15 protein-coding genes are annotated in these 15,163 nt (G+C 65.1%); 9 read left to right on the forward strand and 6 right to left on the reverse strand.

All coding sequences use genetic code 11. The annotated features are described in order from the left end of the window. Window positions 1-133: 133 nt before the first annotated feature. A complete protein-coding gene (locus JWR51_RS07610; protein ID WP_299745857.1) occupies window positions 134-1,018 on the reverse strand; it encodes an AraC family transcriptional regulator in 885 nt (294 codons plus the stop codon). Between the two features lie 163 nt (window positions 1,019-1,181). After that, the gene (locus tag JWR51_RS07615) at window positions 1,182-1,595 is read right to left on the reverse strand and encodes an MAPEG family protein (protein WP_299745859.1); all 414 of its coding nucleotides are present in this window, start codon (window positions 1,593-1,595) and stop codon (window positions 1,182-1,184) included. 239 nt (window positions 1,596-1,834) lie between these two features. Between JWR51_RS07615 and JWR51_RS07620 the strand changes: the two genes are divergently transcribed. The 9 genes from JWR51_RS07620 to JWR51_RS07660 all read left to right on the forward strand — a co-directional run bounded on the left by JWR51_RS07620 (window position 1,835) and on the right by JWR51_RS07660 (window position 10,963). Further along, a complete protein-coding gene (locus JWR51_RS07620) occupies window positions 1,835-2,734 on the forward strand; it encodes a MurR/RpiR family transcriptional regulator (protein ID WP_299745862.1) in 900 nt (299 codons plus the stop codon). 88 nt (window positions 2,735-2,822) lie between these two features. Next, a complete protein-coding gene (locus JWR51_RS07625) occupies window positions 2,823-3,827 on the forward strand; it encodes an extracellular solute-binding protein (RefSeq protein ID WP_299745865.1) in 1,005 nt (334 codons plus the stop codon). Then, window positions 3,824-5,626: a hypothetical protein gene (locus JWR51_RS07630; RefSeq protein ID WP_299745870.1), complete on the forward strand. Its 1,803-nt coding sequence runs from the start codon at window positions 3,824-3,826 to the stop codon at window positions 5,624-5,626. The genes JWR51_RS07625 and JWR51_RS07630 overlap by 4 nt, the downstream gene beginning before the upstream one ends. Continuing rightward, window positions 5,623-6,666, forward strand: coding sequence for an ABC transporter ATP-binding protein (locus JWR51_RS07635; protein ID WP_299745873.1), 1,044 nt, complete (start codon window positions 5,623-5,625; stop codon window positions 6,664-6,666). The genes JWR51_RS07630 and JWR51_RS07635 overlap by 4 nt, the downstream gene beginning before the upstream one ends. A 25-nt stretch (window positions 6,667-6,691) precedes the next feature. Continuing rightward, window positions 6,692-7,432 carry a COG4280 domain-containing protein gene (locus JWR51_RS07640; RefSeq protein ID WP_299745876.1) on the forward strand — a complete coding sequence of 247 codons (741 nt, stop codon included), beginning with the start codon at window positions 6,692-6,694 and terminating at the stop codon, window positions 7,430-7,432. Continuing rightward, window positions 7,429-7,635, forward strand: a complete 207-nt coding sequence (locus tag JWR51_RS07645; RefSeq protein WP_299745879.1) for a hypothetical protein — start codon at window positions 7,429-7,431, stop codon at window positions 7,633-7,635. The genes JWR51_RS07640 and JWR51_RS07645 overlap by 4 nt, the downstream gene beginning before the upstream one ends. 139 nt (window positions 7,636-7,774) lie before the next feature. Then, complete coding sequence (locus JWR51_RS07650; protein ID WP_299745882.1) at window positions 7,775-8,446, forward strand: response regulator transcription factor; 672 nt, start codon at window positions 7,775-7,777, stop codon at window positions 8,444-8,446. Beyond that, a complete protein-coding gene (locus JWR51_RS07655; protein ID WP_299745885.1) occupies window positions 8,439-9,533 on the forward strand; it encodes an ABC transporter substrate-binding protein in 1,095 nt (364 codons plus the stop codon). Before JWR51_RS07650 ends, JWR51_RS07655 begins: the two co-directional genes overlap by 8 nt. Continuing rightward, window positions 9,530-10,963, forward strand: coding sequence for a sensor histidine kinase (locus JWR51_RS07660; RefSeq protein WP_299745888.1), 1,434 nt, complete (start codon window positions 9,530-9,532; stop codon window positions 10,961-10,963). The genes JWR51_RS07655 and JWR51_RS07660 overlap by 4 nt, the downstream gene beginning before the upstream one ends. Before the next feature lie 162 nt (window positions 10,964-11,125). On the opposite strand, the gene JWR51_RS07665 is transcribed toward JWR51_RS07660, so the two are convergent. The 4 genes from JWR51_RS07665 to JWR51_RS07680 all read right to left on the reverse strand — a co-directional run bounded on the left by JWR51_RS07665 (window position 11,126) and on the right by JWR51_RS07680 (window position 15,163). Then, window positions 11,126-12,673, reverse strand: a complete 1,548-nt coding sequence (locus JWR51_RS07665) for a tripartite tricarboxylate transporter permease (RefSeq protein WP_299745890.1) — start codon at window positions 12,671-12,673, stop codon at window positions 11,126-11,128. A 15-nt stretch (window positions 12,674-12,688) separates the two neighbouring features. Next, window positions 12,689-13,174, reverse strand: coding sequence for a tripartite tricarboxylate transporter TctB family protein (locus tag JWR51_RS07670; RefSeq protein WP_299745893.1), 486 nt, complete (start codon window positions 13,172-13,174; stop codon window positions 12,689-12,691). Further along, a complete protein-coding gene (locus tag JWR51_RS07675) occupies window positions 13,171-14,115 on the reverse strand; it encodes a tripartite tricarboxylate transporter substrate-binding protein (protein WP_299745896.1) in 945 nt (314 codons plus the stop codon). The genes JWR51_RS07670 and JWR51_RS07675 overlap by 4 nt, the downstream gene beginning before the upstream one ends. A 364-nt stretch (window positions 14,116-14,479) precedes the next feature. Continuing rightward, on the reverse strand, window positions 14,480-15,163 hold the full coding sequence (locus JWR51_RS07680) for a glutathione S-transferase N-terminal domain-containing protein (protein WP_299745899.1): 684 nt from the start codon (window positions 15,161-15,163) through the stop codon (window positions 14,480-14,482).

Here is a 15,163-nt window from a genome sequence, read left to right on the forward strand (position 1 = left end):
GCGTTGACGCGCCAGTGCTGTTTGGCTCCTCCCGGATGTCGAAGTCTGGACGTGATCATTCGATCGCGGGCCGCCACCAGCGCGCCCGCGTTCGTCTTTCGGCGATGTCCTTTTCCTCCCTACTCCTTTGCTGTTAGGCGGCTTCGGCCGCTCTTGTGTTCTCGATCAAAAGCGTCCTGAAGCGGCTTGGCGGCATGCCTTTCTGCGTCAGGAACTGGCGATTGAAATTGGACAGGTTGTTGAAGCCCACCGCGTAGCAGATCTCGATGATCGGCATGGCGTCGTCGCTCATCAGCAACTGGCAGGCCAGATTGATGCGCAGCCGGTTCACATATTGCACCAGCGCCATGCCGGTATGCTTGCGGAAGCTGCGCGAGAAAGCGCTCGGGCTCTGCCCGGCGATGGCCGCGAGGTCGCCCTCGTTGAACGGCTCGGTCAGGTGGCAACCGATATGGGCCAGCACCTTGTTGATCCCGATCGACATATAGCCCGATGGGTCCGGCAGATAAGTGGAACTGGCGAGCGTCTTCACATCGCCGGCGCGGCACAGGTTGCCCATGATGTGCATGAACAGCTCGATCCGGCGCACGCCCTGCGCCTCGATCAGCTCCTCCAACTCCGCCGCGATGCCCTCGGCAGTACGAGGCGAAAACAGCGCGCCGTGGCGGCTCTGTTCGAGCACCCGCCCGAAGGCGCCCAGCTCCGGCAGCACCTTCATGGCATTGCCGATGAAATCCTCGGAGAACTGCACGATGCGGCAACGCAACGGCACCACGACGCCTTCGGGCAATTCGCTGACCCAGTTGTGCGGCAGGTTCGGGCCGGTCAGCACCAGGTTGCCGGGCTCGAACTCGCCGATAAAGTCGCCGACGAAATAGCGGCCGCGCGTGGCCACGACATGGTGCAGCTCGTATTCGGGATGAAAGTGCCAGCGCACCGTGTGGAACGGATAGCCGTGCGACCACGCCTTGAAAGACTCGCCGCGGCGAATCTGGACGACCTCTAGGTCTGGCTCCATGGTCCTGCTCCCCTACCGACGAGGTCGTTCGACCCCGTCTCTGCCTGCAGGCCGGTAATCCGGTTCTCTGCATTGCCCTGAAAGTAGACCTGTTAAATCCCCCGCGCCACCACAGGACGCCGCCGCAACTGATACTTTTTTGACCCTCGGCGTGCCTGACCCGTCAGGTGAGGGCGGCCCAGGCCGCCACCAGGATGATCACGAACGTTACCAGTGCCGCCAGCACATAGAGGATCGTCCGCAGTTTCCCGCCCTTGGCCGGCTCACCGCCGCGCAGGTAGACCACGGCATGGGCCAGCCGGATCGCCACATGCAGCCACACCAGCACGGCGAGCAACACGGCGCCCACGCCGGCCAGAATGGCCAGCACGGTCGCGATCGCGAACGGCCCAAGCGCCTCCACCGAGTTCATATGCACCCGGTCGATGCGATAGAGCGGGTTCTCGTCGCGCGCATCGAACACCGTGCCGCCAAGCAGGCCCGCCTTGCCCTTGGACATCCCGCTATAGCTTGCCAGACCTAGCGACACCAGGCAGACCACCAAGACGCCGACAATGCTCAATGCGTATACTTCCACTTCGTCCTCCAATGTTCGCTACGGGCCGCTATCGGCCATCCGTCTCGATCTTGTAGCGCTTGCGGATCAACCGCAAGAACATCGGAAGGTGCGGCCAGCCTCGGCAGGACGCGCAGTTTACAAATTTGTAAGGTGACAGGCCTCGCTGGCCGGCGGTCCAAACCGTCATGTTGCTGTAATAAATGTTTCCTAGTACGACCATGTGAAGTGTTCACTACAGAACCCAGGAAACCGGTTTGATGTCCTCCAGCGCGGCGCAGCCAGCACAGGCCGAATTCGACGTCAAAGTGGCAGACGCCATGGAGCGGCTATCGCCGGCCGAGCGGCAGGTCGCCCGGTTCTTTGTCGACCGCAAGCAGGCAGTGCTGCTGAATTCAGCCGCCCAGATCGCCGAAATGGCGGGATCGAGCGACGCGACGGTGGTGCGTACGGCGCGCTCGCTGGGCTTCGGTGGCCTCTCCGAATTGCGCGAGGTGCTACTGACCGAATTGACCGGCACCACGCCGGGCTCTCGTTTGGCCCACACGCTGGAAGAAGCCGGCGTCGATGCCGGCTCGGCGCTGCACCATGTCATCGGCATTCATCACGATGTGCTCGACCTGCTCAAGACCCCAGCAATGGGGCAGAGCCTGTCGCGCGCTGTCGACATTCTGGCGGCGGCCCGGCGGCGGCATGTGTTCGGCATCGGCCCGTCCGGCGCCATGGCCAATTATGCCACGCTCCAGTTCAACCGCATTGGGCTGCCGACCAGCGCCCTGTCCTCTTCCGGCATTGCTCTCGCCGATGGACTGCTGGACCTGCGCCCGGGCGACGCCGTGCTGATGCTGGCCTATGCGCCGCTCTATCGCGAGGCCTCGGTGACGCTGGACGAAGCACAACGCCAGGGCGTGCCGGTCGTGCTGATCAGCGACGATCTGGAACCGCTGGTGCGCGGCCGTATCGCCGAGGTGCTGCCGGTGCCCCGCGGCAAGGCCGACCATCTGGCCATGCATGGCGGCACCATGGTGCTGCTCGACGCCATGATCATCAGCCTGGCGGCGCGGGCCAGCGAGGCCGCAATCGATAGCCTGGACCGCCTGAGCGCTCTACGCGGCGCCATCGACAAGAGCTGGATCAAACGCGGCACGCGAAAGAAATAACCTTGATCGACACAAAACATTCAAACTGCGTGACTATGGTATACTGGCGCTAATTCTGCGCAAAAAATAGATACGCAGGACAATTAACATGAAACTCCGAAATTCTATTGGTATTGTGACGGCGTTGACTGTCGTTTCCATTGCCATGCCCGCCATGGCCGCCGATCTGGTACTGTATGATGCACTCGATTTCTCGGCCAAGGTCGTCGAGGCCTTCCAGGCCAAGACCGGCCTGACGGTCGATGTGGTCGAACCCGGCAGCACCGGCGAGACGCTGGGTAAGATCGCCGCTGAAGGCGACAATCCGCAATTCGACGTGCTCTGGCTCGATGGCTCGGCCGTGATGGAACGCATGGCCACCGATGGCGTACTGCAGCCGATCCCGGCCGCCCTGTTCGACAATGCCAAGTATACCGATCTGGGCAAGTCGCTGATCCCGGCCAGCCGCGCCTATCTGCCGACGGGCGCCAGTGCCACCGCGATCGAAGTCAATACCACCAAGGTCCCCGCCGAGCAGACGCCCGAAAGCTGGAAGGACCTCATCACCTTCGCGGGCTCCGTCGCCGCCAAGGACCCCAACCTGTCGGGCCCGGCCTATCAGTGGCTCGCCGGCTTCTTCCAGACCAATGGCATCGATGCAGGCAAAACCCTGCTGACCAGCATGCTGACCAACAAGGCGCTATCGGGCCTCTCCAGCGGCGGCAAGGTCAATTCGGCCGTCCTGACCGGCGACGCCAGCGTCGGCATCAACCAGGACAGCGCCATCTTCGCCAAGATCGCTGCCGGCGAGCCGGTGATTGCCGTCTACGCCAGCGAGGGCGCCGTTGCCCTGCCGGAAAGCCTGGGCATCGCCGCCAATACCCAGCATCTCGACGCCGCCACCAAGTTCATCACCTTCGCCACCAGCGCCGAAGGCCAGGCGGCGATGCAGGACGGTGACGACACCGATTTCTTCTTCATCCCGATCATCGATGGCGTCGCCGCCAAGCCGGGCCGCAAGACCGATATCGCCTTCATCCACCTCGACGACGCCGTGGCCTCTGCACATGAGGAAGAGTGGAAGTCGTGGTACCGGGACAATTTCGTTCCGTGAGCCTGTCCCTGCCCACCACCAGAACCAGCGGGGTCGCGGCATTCGTCCGCGACTTCGTCTCCGGCTCGCCAAATCTGCTGGTCTATGGCCTGTTCGCGCTGCTGGTCGGCCTGCCGTTGGCGACCGTGCTGCTGCAGGCCGTATTGCCGGCACTGTTCGATCCGCGTGCCACCGGCATCGCTTTCAGCCTCGATCCGCTGCTGCGCACATTTTCCTCGCCGCGGGCAGCACAATCGATCGTCAATTCGCTCGAACTGGCCGCCACTGTAGCGGTCACGACAACCATGCTGGGCGGCGCCTTCGCCGTGCTGGTGGTACGCTGCAACCTGCCGCTGCGCCCGCTGGTCGCGGCGGTGCCGTGGCTCGTGTTCCTCACGCCGTCCTATCTCAAGGCGCTGGCCTGGGTTCTGCTGATGTCGCCTGGCGGCTATCTGGCGCAGATCGGCCTGCTGCCGCCAGCACTGGGCCAAGCCTTCTTCGGGCTGGGCGGATTGGTGTTCGTGCATACGCTGAGCCTTTTCCCCCTCGCCAGCTTCATCATCGGCGCCGCCCTGATGGGCCTTGGCCGCGAGTATGAGGATGCGGCGCGGCTCGCTGGTGCCGGCCCGCTCAAGGTGTGGCTGCGCGTCAATGGCCCCTTGCTGATGCCGGCCATCGCGCTCAGCGCCATGGCGATCTTTGCCGAGGTGTTGAGCGATTTCGGCCTCGCTTCGACCATTGCCCGCCTGTCGAGTTTTGGCGTGCTCACCTATGGCATCTACGTCGCGGCCAGCGATTATCCGGTCGATTTCCCGATGGCCGGCGCGCAGGCGCTGGTGCTGATGAGCCTGGTCTTCCTCGTCGTGCTGGCCGATCGCCTATTGCGCCGCCGCGCTGGAGCCCGCCTGATCTCGGGCCGCTCAAAGCCCGCGCCGCTCTATGAATTGGGCGCCTGGCGCTGGGTGGCCACCGCGGGCGGCCTGCTGGTTGCCCTCTTGGCACTCATCCTGCCGCTCGCCGCCATCACCATCCGCGCCGCCAGCCGCACGCTGGGCCGCGGCCTGTCATTGGACAATCTGACCTTCGCCAACATCGCCGAGGCCCTGTCGCTGGGCACCACCGCCAGCGACGCCATCCTGCGCTCGCTGCTGTGGGCGGCGATGAGCGCGCTGGTCGCAGCCGCCATCAGCTTCGTGCTGGCCGCCCAACTCGATCGGGGCACCGCCAATGCGCGCTCCGCCGTCATCGGCCTGTCGCTCGGCGCCGTCGCCATTCCCGGCATCGTGCTCGGCTTCGGCTATATCCTGGTGTGGAACCGCCTGCCCGGCTTCCGCGATTGGGCCATGCCGCGTTACGGCGATGCCTCGCTGCTGATCACCGGCTATGTGGCGGCGGCCCTGCCTTATTGCCTCGTCGTCATCATGACCGCCGTCGGCCAGCTCACTCCCACCCTGGGCGATGCGGCGCGGCTGCATGGCATCGGCCCGGTGCGGCGCTTGCTTGCCATCACCCTGCCGCTGGTATCGCTCAGTGTATTGACCGCCTTCGTGCTGACCTTCATCCGCACCGTTTTCGAGTTGCCGATCTCGCAAATGTTGATCCCGGTCAGTGGACCACCGGCGCCGACGGTAATCCTCAAGCTGTTCAGCCACGACAAGGACGGGCTGGCGGCCTCGATCGCGCTGGTGGCGATGATCGCTGCTGGGAGCATCGCGGCGATCGCCTGGCTGGTGTTCCGACGCCTGATGGTACGCCGTGTCGCGCCAGTCCCCAAGGCCGATCCCGCGCGCCTGCACCTGGCATTGGAGGCCACGTCATGACGTCATCCCTGAGCTGTTCGGGTATTCGAAAGTCGCTCGGCGGGCGCATCGTGCTGCACGATCTTGATCTTGAGGTCCGTGCCGGCGAAGTCGTGTCGCTGCTCGGCGCCAGCGGCTCGGGCAAGACCACGCTGCTGCGCATCGTCGCCGGCCTGCTCAATCCCGATAGCGGCCGCGTCGCCATCAATGATCGCACGGTCTGGGACCGCACCAGTGCCGAGCCGCCGGAGAAGCGGCGCATCGGCATGGTGTTCCAGGACTATGCGCTGTGGCCGCATATGACCGTCGCGGGCAATCTGGCCTTCGGCCTCGAAGCCCTGCGCCTGTCGGCCACCGACGCCAAGGCGCGGGTCGAGCATGCGCTGGAGGTGACGCGGCTATCGGCGTTCCGCGACCGTTATCCGAGCGATCTCTCGGGCGGCCAGCAGCAGCGCGTGGCTATCGCCCGGTGCCTCGCCGCGCGACCGGCGCTGATGCTGTTCGATGAACCGCTGAGCAACCTCGATGCCGCTTTGCGCGAAGACATGCGCGTGGAAATGATGGAACTGGTGCGGCGCGAGGGCGTCACCGTGCTCTATGTCACCCACGACCAGGCCGAGGCCATGGCGGTGTCGGACCGGATCGCAGTGATGCGCGAGGGCGTCATCGCCCAGCTCGATACACCGCAGGCCATCTACGAGACGCCGGCCAGCAGTTTCGTCGCCAGTTTCATCGGCGGGTTTTCCCTGGTGCGCGGCGCCGTGCAGGCTGGCCAGTTCATGCTGGCCGATGCCGGCGCCAAAGCGGTTCAGACCTCGAGCGCCAGGGACGGCGCCGGTGTGCTGGTGATCCGCCCGGAAGATGCGCGGCCGGCCAACGATCATCCCAATTCGCAGTTTCAGGGCAAGGTGCTGTCGCGCGCCTTCCAGGGCCGCTGCTGGCGCCTGTCGGTCGATCTCGGACCCGCCCGGGTCCGGCTGGACTGGCCGGAAGCGCCGGAGATTGGCTCCAGCTTCGCGTTCTCCCTGCCACCCAATCGCTGCCTCGTTCTCGCCGCTTAGCTTCACGCATGGATCGGAATTTTGCATGACCGCTACCGTCTTTTCCACGGTGACCGCCGCCTTCCTCGCTTCCTTCGTGGAAGTGGTGGAGGCATTCACCATCGTCCTCGCTGTCGGCCTGACCCGCGGCTGGCGTCCCGCCTTTATCGGCACGGGGCTGGCCCTGCTGGTGCTGATCGCGCTGGTGCTGGTGTTCGGGCCGTTGCTGGCGCTGATCCCCATCGCCTATGTGCAGTTCGTGGTCGGCGTGCTGCTGATCCTGTTCGGCATGCGATGGCTGCGCAAGGCCATCCTGCGCTCCACCGGCGTCATCGCCCTGCATGACGAGGAGAAAGCCTTCGCCGCCGAAACCGCCGCTCTGGCCCAACAGGCAAGCGATCGCCGCGCCAACTACCTGGCTGGGCTCGCCGCCTTCAAGGCCGTGCTGCTCGAAGGCATCGAGGTGATCTTCATTGTCATTGCCGTCGGCACTACGCGCGGGCTGACGCTTTATGCGGGCCTGGGCGCACTCGCCGCCGTTGTCGTGGTGATGGCCATTGGCCTCGCTTTGCACAAGCCACTGTCGCAGGTACCCGAAAACACCCTCAAATTCGTCGTCGGCCTGATGCTGACCAGCTTTGGCGTGTTCTGGACCGGTGAGGGCCTTGGCGCCGAGTGGCCGGGCGCGGACCTCGCCTTGCTTGCCATCTTCGCCGTCTTTGCCATCGCCTCCTGGGTAATCCTGCAAGCCGCGCACCAGACCCGCGCCAAGGGAGCAGTTCAATGAAATTCCTGCGCATCGCCGCCGAAGAACTGATCGGCATGTTCATCGATGACGGCAGCCTGGCCCTGTGGTCCGTAGTGCTCATCGCCATCGTCACCGCCGCCGTGCTCTGGCTCGGATTTCCGGGCCTATGGGGCGGCATCGCGCTGGCCCTCGGCTGCATCGTGATCCTCACCGCCAGCGTCCTGCGCGCGGCACGCCGCTGAAGGCAGCGCCTGTGGATGGGCCGAACGCGGCCCGCCCCTGCCCCTCGACACCATGCTAAAGAACACTGACACTCTGGCGGCATAAGGCGATAATCTCGGTCAGCGGCAGAGCCAAAGCGCCGTCGCCGGGAGGTCGGAAATGCAGATACTGCTCGTCGAGGACAACGACGACCTGGGCGACGCCGTCGAAAGCCGGCTCACCCAGGCCGGGCACGCCGTGACCTGGGTCAAGGATGGCAACGACGTGCTGCCCGCGGTGCGCGGAGAGAATTTCGACGCGATGGCGCTCGATCTGATGCTGCCCAACCGCAGCGGTTTCGAGCTGATCAACCTGCTGCGCAAGGCGGGGTTCGATGCCCCCATCCTGGTCATGACCGCCCGCTCCGAAATCGACGACAAGGTCAGCCTGCTCGACCTTGGCGCTGACGATTATCTCGTAAAACCCTTCGACCTGCGCGAGCTGGAGGCACGGCTGCGCGCCCTGATGCGTCGGACTGGAGGGATGACCAGCAGCATCGTCAATGTGGGCAATGTCGCCATCGATGTCGCCGGGCGCGTCGTCACCATCGACGGCAAGGCCATCGAGATCGGCCGGCGCGAATTCCGGCTGCTGGAAATCCTGGTATCCAGCCTCGGCCGGGTGGTGCCGAAGGAGCGCCTGATGAACCAGCTGTTCAATCTCGACAACGACGTATCCACCAATGCGCTGGAACTCTACATCTCGCGCCTGCGCCGCAAACTGGGCGATGCGGAACTGGAGATCAGCACGGCGCGCGGCGTTGGCTACAAGGCGATCAATCGCCATGGATAGCGCCCGCCTGTGGCGCGGTGCCATTGTCATCGCGATGCTCTCTGTTGCCCCCGTCATGGCGGCCAGCACCTACCCCGCTCCCAACGGCCAGCCTTCCGCCACCCTGACCATCGTGGGCACGACGGACGAACCCTTGTTCCGCCATTTCATCGAGGGTTTTCAGCGCGAGCATGCCGATATCGCGGTGGTCTATGACGAGACCGATACGCTGCCGCTGTTTCAGGGACTGGTCGCGGGGACGCTGGCGCTCGATCCCGACCTGATCGTGTCGTCCGCCGCCGACCTGCAGATGAAGCTCGCCAATGACGGCTACGCGCTGGCCTATGACTCTCCCTGGCTCGATGCCCTGCCCACCTGGGCGCGGTGGCGCAACGAGGTTTTCGGGTTCACCTTCGAGCCGGCCGTAATCGTCTATAATCCGGCCCTGATTTCGGCCGAGGACGTGCCGCGTACTCATCTTGGCCTGGCCGAACTGCTGGAAACGCAGACGGCGCGCTTCGCCGGCAAGATCGCCACCTACGACATCGGCGAAAGCGGCGTCGGCTACCTGCTGGCGGCGAACGACCAGTTCATTTCCTCCAACTTCTGGCGCCTCGCCAGCGCCTTCGGACGCGCCAAAGTGCGCCTGAGCGGCTCCAGCCCGCGCATTCTCGACGCCGTCGACTCGGGGGAACTGGCCCTCGCCTATAACGTGCTCGGCTCCTATGCCTTCGCGCGGCGCGCGGAGAGCCAGAATATCCAGGTCGTGGTGCCCGACGATTATGTGCTGGTGCTGACCCGCTCCATGCTCATTCCCCGTTCGGCGCCGCGAGCCGACCTGGGCAAGGCCTTCGTGGATTTTGCCCTGTCGCCCGCCGGGCAGGCGATCGCCGCAGGCCCCACGGCGCTGGGCGCGCTGGCCGGCGCCTTCCCCGATGGCTTCACCAGCGCCACCATCTCGGCGCGCGGCCGGGGCGCACTGCAGCCGATCGCCATTGGCCCCAGCCTTTTGGTCTCGCTCGACCAGCAGCGCCGCGACCGCTTTCTCGCCACCTGGCGCGAAATCGTTGCGCCCGGTAGCGCCACTGTGCCGCTGGAAAAGCCATGAGCGGCGCCGCCACTGCCGGCCTCGGCACATTCTCGATCCGCCGCCGCATCCTGACCCTGGCGCTGCTGCTCCTGCCGGTCGCCGCCATGGTGCTCATCGTCTTCATCTGGGACTATGCCCAGCGCGCCTCCAACCAGGCCTTCGACCGGCTGCTGACGGCTTCGGCGCTGACCATAGCGGGCGCCGTCCAGCTCGAGGGCGACGCGGTGATCGTGGAAATGCCGTTCGCCTCCTTCGCCATGTTTTCCGGCCGCGACCGCGTGTTTTATGTCATCGAGGACCCAAGCGGAAAGCCGGTCACCGGTTATAGCGACCTCACCGACGACCTACCCGAAACGCATTCGGCCGAACCCGAATTCATCGATGCCGTGTTCCATGACGAGGCCGTTCGCGTCGTCAGCCTCGGCCGCCTGGTTTCCTCGGCCAGCGCCACCGGCTGGGTGACCATTCGCGTTGCAGAAACCCGCAACGAGCGCGACGCGCTGGCCGCCGAAATCCTGCGCAACGCCATCATCCCCGTCATTGCCCTGACGCTGCTGGCGGTGGCGCTGGTCTGGTATGGCATTGGCCGCATGTTCGCGCCGCTCCAGCAGTTGGAAACCGAACTGCGCGGCCGGGCGCCGCACGATCTCTCGCCGCTCGACATCCCTGTGCCGATCGAAGTCAGCCATCTCGTCGCAGCCCTCAACGCCTTCATGACGCGCCTGGGCAATGCGGTGGACCGGGTTACCGGGCTCGTCGCGGAGGCGGCTCATGAGGTGCGCACGCCCCTGGCCTCGCTGCGCGCCCAGGCCGAGGTCGCCATGGATGAGCGAGACCCCGAAGCGCTGCGGCGCCGGATCTCGAAAATCCACCTCGGGGCGGTGCAGGCCAGCCAACTGGTCTCGCAACTGCTGATGGACGCCACGATCTCCCATCGCCTCGACAATGAGGAGACCGATACCACGCCGTTTTCGGCCATCCTGGACGATGTCTTGCAGCGCCTCGATCCTGAGCAGGCCCGCCGCGTCCGTGTCGCGATCGACAGCGACGGCTCTGACGCCGAAATCCGCGGCGATCGCCTCGCGCTGCGCGAAATGCTGCGCAATGTCGTGGATAACGCGCTGGTCTATTCCGATGGACCCATCGAGATCACGGCGTCGGTCAGAATGGCACGCCTGTCCCTGTCGATCGCCGACCGCGGGCCGGGCATTGCCGATGACGATAAGGATATGGTCCAGGAGCGGTTCAAGCGGGGCGCCAATAGCGCTGCCAAGGTGGGATCGGGCCTTGGCCTGTCGATCGTCAAGCGCGTGACCGAAGCCCATGGCGGCTCGCTGGCGCTGCAGGATCGTCCCGGTGGCGGATTGGATGTGTTGATCGAACTGCCGGTCGTAGGCCGCAGCGCCGTCAACAAATTACTGGCCGACGCCGGGAAGAGACTGAGCTAGGGCGCTTCACCTCCCCCCGCGGTTGACCCGTGGGCCTTTCTCCACATGTGCCGAGCTGCCAGGGGCCCGCGGATCAAGTCCGCGGGAAGGTCGGTGGGTGGGACGTTTCCTGCCCGACGCCACGGGTTCTATTCTGCCCTTTCGAGGGAGAGGTGGGAAAGATCAATCCTCGTTGGCCGCCAGTTGACCGAGCATCTGGCCCCGGCCCCGCATGCGCAGGATGATCGGCAGGATCAGCGCTATCGCGGCGATTGAATAGAGCACAATGGCGTAGGGCGAATGCACCAGGATGATCGGATCGCCCTGGCTGATGGCCAGCGCCCGGCGCAATTGCTGCTCCGCCATCGGCCCCAGGATCAGCCCGACGACGACGGGCGCAATCGGATAGTCGAAACGCCGCAGCACATAGCCGAGCAGCCCGAACAGCAGCAGCAGGCCGAGTTCGAACGAGAACGGAATTGGCCCCAGCCGCCCCGACATGGCGCCATTGGCGCCGATCGTGCCGAGCGTGGCGAATACCAGGATGCCGCCATAGAGCCACGGCTTGGGAATGGACAGCAGGCGCACCCAGATGCCGATCAGCGGCAGGTTCAGCACCAGCAGCATGAAATTGGCCACCAGCAGGCTCGCGATCAGCGACCACACCAGCGGCGCGTTGTTGGCGAACAGCAGCGGCCCCGGTTGCAGGCCGAACTGCTGGAAACCGGCCAGCATGATGGCTGCGGTCGCCGAGGTGGGCAGGCCCAGCGTCAGCAGCGGCACCAGCGTGCCGGCCGCCGATGCATTGTTGGCCGCTTCCGGCCCGGCCACGCCCTCGATGGCGCCGTGTCCGAATTCCTCGGGATGCTTGGACAGCCGCTTTTCCGCCCCATAGGAGAAGAAGGTGCCGATCTCGGCGCCGCCCGCCGGCATGGCGCCGACCGGAAAGCCGATCAGCGTGCCGCGCAGCCAGGCGCCCCAGGAGCGCTTCCAGTCCTGCGCCGTCATCCACACCGAGCCCTTGACCGCCAGCACCTCTTCCTTGATCTGGTTGGGCGTGGCGGCGATGGACAGCGTTTCGCCGATGGCGAACAGCGCCACCGCCAGCGTGGTCACCTCTATGCCGTCGAGCAGGTCGGGCACCCCAAAGGCCAGCCGCGCCTGCCCGCTTTGCAGATCGATGCCGATCACGCCCAGGCCCAGCCCGATGAACAAGGCGGTGATGCCGCGCAGGGCGCTATTGCCGAACGCTGCCGAGACGGTGATGAAGGCCAGCACCATCAGCGCAAAATAGTCCGCCGGCCCGAACGACAGGGCGACCTTGACCATCCAGGGCGCGACGAAAGCCAGCGCCAGCGTGGCGATCAGGCCGGCGACGAACGAGCCGATGGCCGCGGTTGCCAGCGCCGGACCGCCCCGCCCCGCGCGGGCCATCTTGTTGCCCTCGAGCGCGGTGACGATCGAGGCACTTTCGCCCGGCGTATTGAGCAGGATCGAGGTGGTCGAGCCCCCATACATGCCGCCGTAATAAATGCCGGCGAACATGATCAGCGATCCGGTCGGATCGAGCCGATAGGTTACCGGCAGCAGCAGGGCCACGGTCAGCGCCGGCCCAATGCCGGGCAGCACGCCGACGGCGGTGCCCAGGGTCACGCCGATGAACCCATAGATCAGGTTCTGCCACTGCAACGCGCCCTGCATGCCCTGCAGGAGCAATCCGAAGGTATCCATGGTGCCGCTTTCCGATCAGGGAATGAGACGCTCGAGCGGACCTTTGGGCAGCGACAGCTGCAGGCCGTGCGAGAAGATGAACCAGATGACAAAGGCAAAGACCACGCCGATCGGCACGGTCTGCCACAGCGGCCCACGGCCAAAGCCCTTGGCCGTCAGCGCGAACAGCAGGCCGGTGGCGATAGAAAATCCGGCCGTGGACAGCAGCAGCATCTGCGCCACCAATCCGCCCACGATCCACAGCATGGGGCGATAATTGTCCGGCGTCCGTTCCGGAAAACTGCCGCGAAAAGCCGAAATGGCCGTGCCCACCGCCAGCACGGCAAGGCCGCCGGCGATGATATAGGGGAACACCGTCGGGCCGATCTTGGCCTGGATCGGCATCACCCGCATCTGCATGGTTTGCCAAACGACGATGGCGGCAATTGCCGCCAGCACCGCTGCGATGACAAGCGCCGCCCCATCGGGGCGGCGCTTCAGGCTGGAATCGCCAGTGCTCATTGCACCAAGCCGATTTCTTTCAGGATGCCGCTGGTGGCAGCGATATCGGCCTGCAATTGCGTATCGAAAGCGTCACCGCTGAGATAGGCATTGGTCCAGCCACGGGTGGTCAGCGCTGCCTGCCAGGCCGGGCCATTGACCATCTTTTCGATATCGCCCGAGATCGCGGCCTTCTGCTCGGCGGTGATGCCGGGGGCTGCCGCAACCATGCGCCAGTTTTCCATGGCGACGTCGACGCCGCCTTCCTTGAGGGTTGGAGCGTCATAGCCGGCGATGCGGTTTTCACCGGTAACAGCGATCACGCGTAGCGCGCCGGCATCGACCTGGGGCAGGAATTCGCTGGCGCCGGAAATGCCGACCGTGACCTGGCCGCCCAGGATCGCGGCCAAAGCCTCGCCGCCGCCCGAATAGGCGATGTAGTTGACCTGCGTTGGGTCGAGGCCGACGGCCTTGACGATGAGGCCCGCAGCGATGTGGTCAGCGCCGCCGGCCGAACCGCCGGCCCAGGACACCGCGCCGGTATTGGCCTTGAGCTGGGCGACCAGATCATCGAGCGTCTTGATCGGGGAATTGGCGGGAACGACGATGACGTCGGCCTCGGCGGTGAGGCGGGCAATCGGGGTCACGTCGGCAAGGCTGATCGGGGACTGGTTGGCGAGGATCGCGCCGACCATCACATAGCCGGTGACCATCAACTGGCTCGGATCGCCATTGGCCTGGCTGACGAACTGGGCCAGCCCGATCGTGCCGCCGGCGCCGGCGACATTGGTCACCTGTACGCTGGGCGAGATGGCGTCGGCCTGCAGCGCTTCCTGCATGGTGCGCGCCGTCGAGTCCCAGCCGCCGCCAGGAGCCGCCGGTGCCATGATGGTGTAGTCGGTTGCATAGGCGGGAAACGCCAGGGCGCCGGAAACCAGCGCCGCGAGAAACAGCTTATTCATAGAACCTCCCAATGAGTTTGACGTCGTTGCGTCCGGCGAGCACCCTAGAGCGCTTACCTGTCATGGTCCTGTCGTGGCGCCTTGGGAGCGATCCTTCCCCGTCTCCGTAGGCGCAGTTCCATGCGAACCGCCGCGTTGGCAGCCCGCATCTGGCAATTTGTACGCCCGCCGCAGCGATGCTGCAATCGACGTCGGGCCCGATGCCCGCAGCGGTCGCTCCAAGCAGCGGCGGCCGGGGATCGATTCGATCCGATCAGAAAACCCCGAACGTCTCCAGCGCCTGGCGGGCACTCATGCCGCCGCGGATCGCGACAGATCAAGTGTCATCCTGCTGGCCAGGTGACCGGCCAGCAGGAGTTGGATATCAGACCGCAATGGTTGAGTTTTGCGGGAACATCGCCTTGCGGGACTCGGCGTCGAGTTCGCTCTTGAACTGATGCTTGGTTCGCAAGGCGACGACGCCGGCCATGGCCGGACGCGCGGCGACGCGGTCGACGAAGTCCTTGAGTTTCGGATAATCGGTCAGGCCCTTGTCGCCGAGGATGAAGCCGGCGGAATTGGCCCAGCCCCACAGGGCCATGTCGGCGACGGAATAGTCGGCGCCGGCCAGAAATTTAGACGCCGCCAGATGATCGTCTAGGACCTGATAGTGCCGTTCGACTTCCCTGACGTAACGGTTTTGCGCGTAGGGCAGCACCTCGGGCGCGTAATGGAGGAAGTGCACCGCCTGGCCCGAGAACGGCGACAGGCCAGTCGCCACGAACTGCAGCCAGGATAGAGCGGCGGCGTTTGCGGCAATATCGGCCGGCAGAAACCGCCCGTGCTTTTGCGCCAGATATAGCAGGATGGCATGGGAGTCGAAGACGGCAATGCCGTCATCGACGATGGCCGGGACCTTGCCATTGGGGTTGATCTGACGGAAGGCGGGATCGTGCCGTTCGCCCTTGAAGATGTCGACCGAAATGGCCTCGTATTGCAGGCCGAGTTCTTCGAGCAACAGCGCGACTTTCATCGAATTCGGAGTGGGGTGATAGTAGAATTTGAGCAT

The organism is Devosia sp., assembly GCF_028290625.1.
Taxonomy (GTDB): Bacteria; Pseudomonadota; Alphaproteobacteria; order Rhizobiales; family Devosiaceae; genus Devosia.

Bases quoted from the DNA above. Each gene is read 5' to 3' on its own strand.
- JWR51_RS07675 (WP_299745896.1), bottom strand. From the start codon at position 14,115: ATGAATAAGCTGTTTCTCGCGGCGCTGGTTTCCGGCGCCCTGGCGTTT.
- JWR51_RS07625 (WP_299745865.1), top strand. From the start codon at position 2,823: ATGAAACTCCGAAATTCTATTGGTATTGTGACGGCGTTGACTGTCGTT.
- JWR51_RS07665 (WP_299745890.1), bottom strand. From the start codon at position 12,673: ATGGATACCTTCGGATTGCTCCTGCAGGGCATGCAGGGCGCGTTGCAG.
- JWR51_RS07650 (WP_299745882.1), top strand. From the start codon at position 7,775: ATGCAGATACTGCTCGTCGAGGACAACGACGACCTGGGCGACGCCGTC.
- JWR51_RS07640 (WP_299745876.1), top strand. From the start codon at position 6,692: ATGACCGCTACCGTCTTTTCCACGGTGACCGCCGCCTTCCTCGCTTCC.
- JWR51_RS07610 (WP_299745857.1), bottom strand. From the start codon at position 1,018: ATGGAGCCAGACCTAGAGGTCGTCCAGATTCGCCGCGGCGAGTCTTTC.
- JWR51_RS07655 (WP_299745885.1), top strand. From the start codon at position 8,439: ATGGATAGCGCCCGCCTGTGGCGCGGTGCCATTGTCATCGCGATGCTC.
- JWR51_RS07645 (WP_299745879.1), top strand. From the start codon at position 7,429: ATGAAATTCCTGCGCATCGCCGCCGAAGAACTGATCGGCATGTTCATC.
- JWR51_RS07635 (WP_299745873.1), top strand. From the start codon at position 5,623: ATGACGTCATCCCTGAGCTGTTCGGGTATTCGAAAGTCGCTCGGCGGG.
- JWR51_RS07660 (WP_299745888.1), top strand. From the start codon at position 9,530: ATGAGCGGCGCCGCCACTGCCGGCCTCGGCACATTCTCGATCCGCCGC.
- JWR51_RS07670 (WP_299745893.1), bottom strand. From the start codon at position 13,174: ATGAGCACTGGCGATTCCAGCCTGAAGCGCCGCCCCGATGGGGCGGCG.
- JWR51_RS07620 (WP_299745862.1), top strand. From the start codon at position 1,835: ATGTCCTCCAGCGCGGCGCAGCCAGCACAGGCCGAATTCGACGTCAAA.
- JWR51_RS07680 (WP_299745899.1), bottom strand. From the start codon at position 15,163: ATGCTCAAATTCTACTATCACCCCACTCCGAATTCGATGAAAGTCGCG.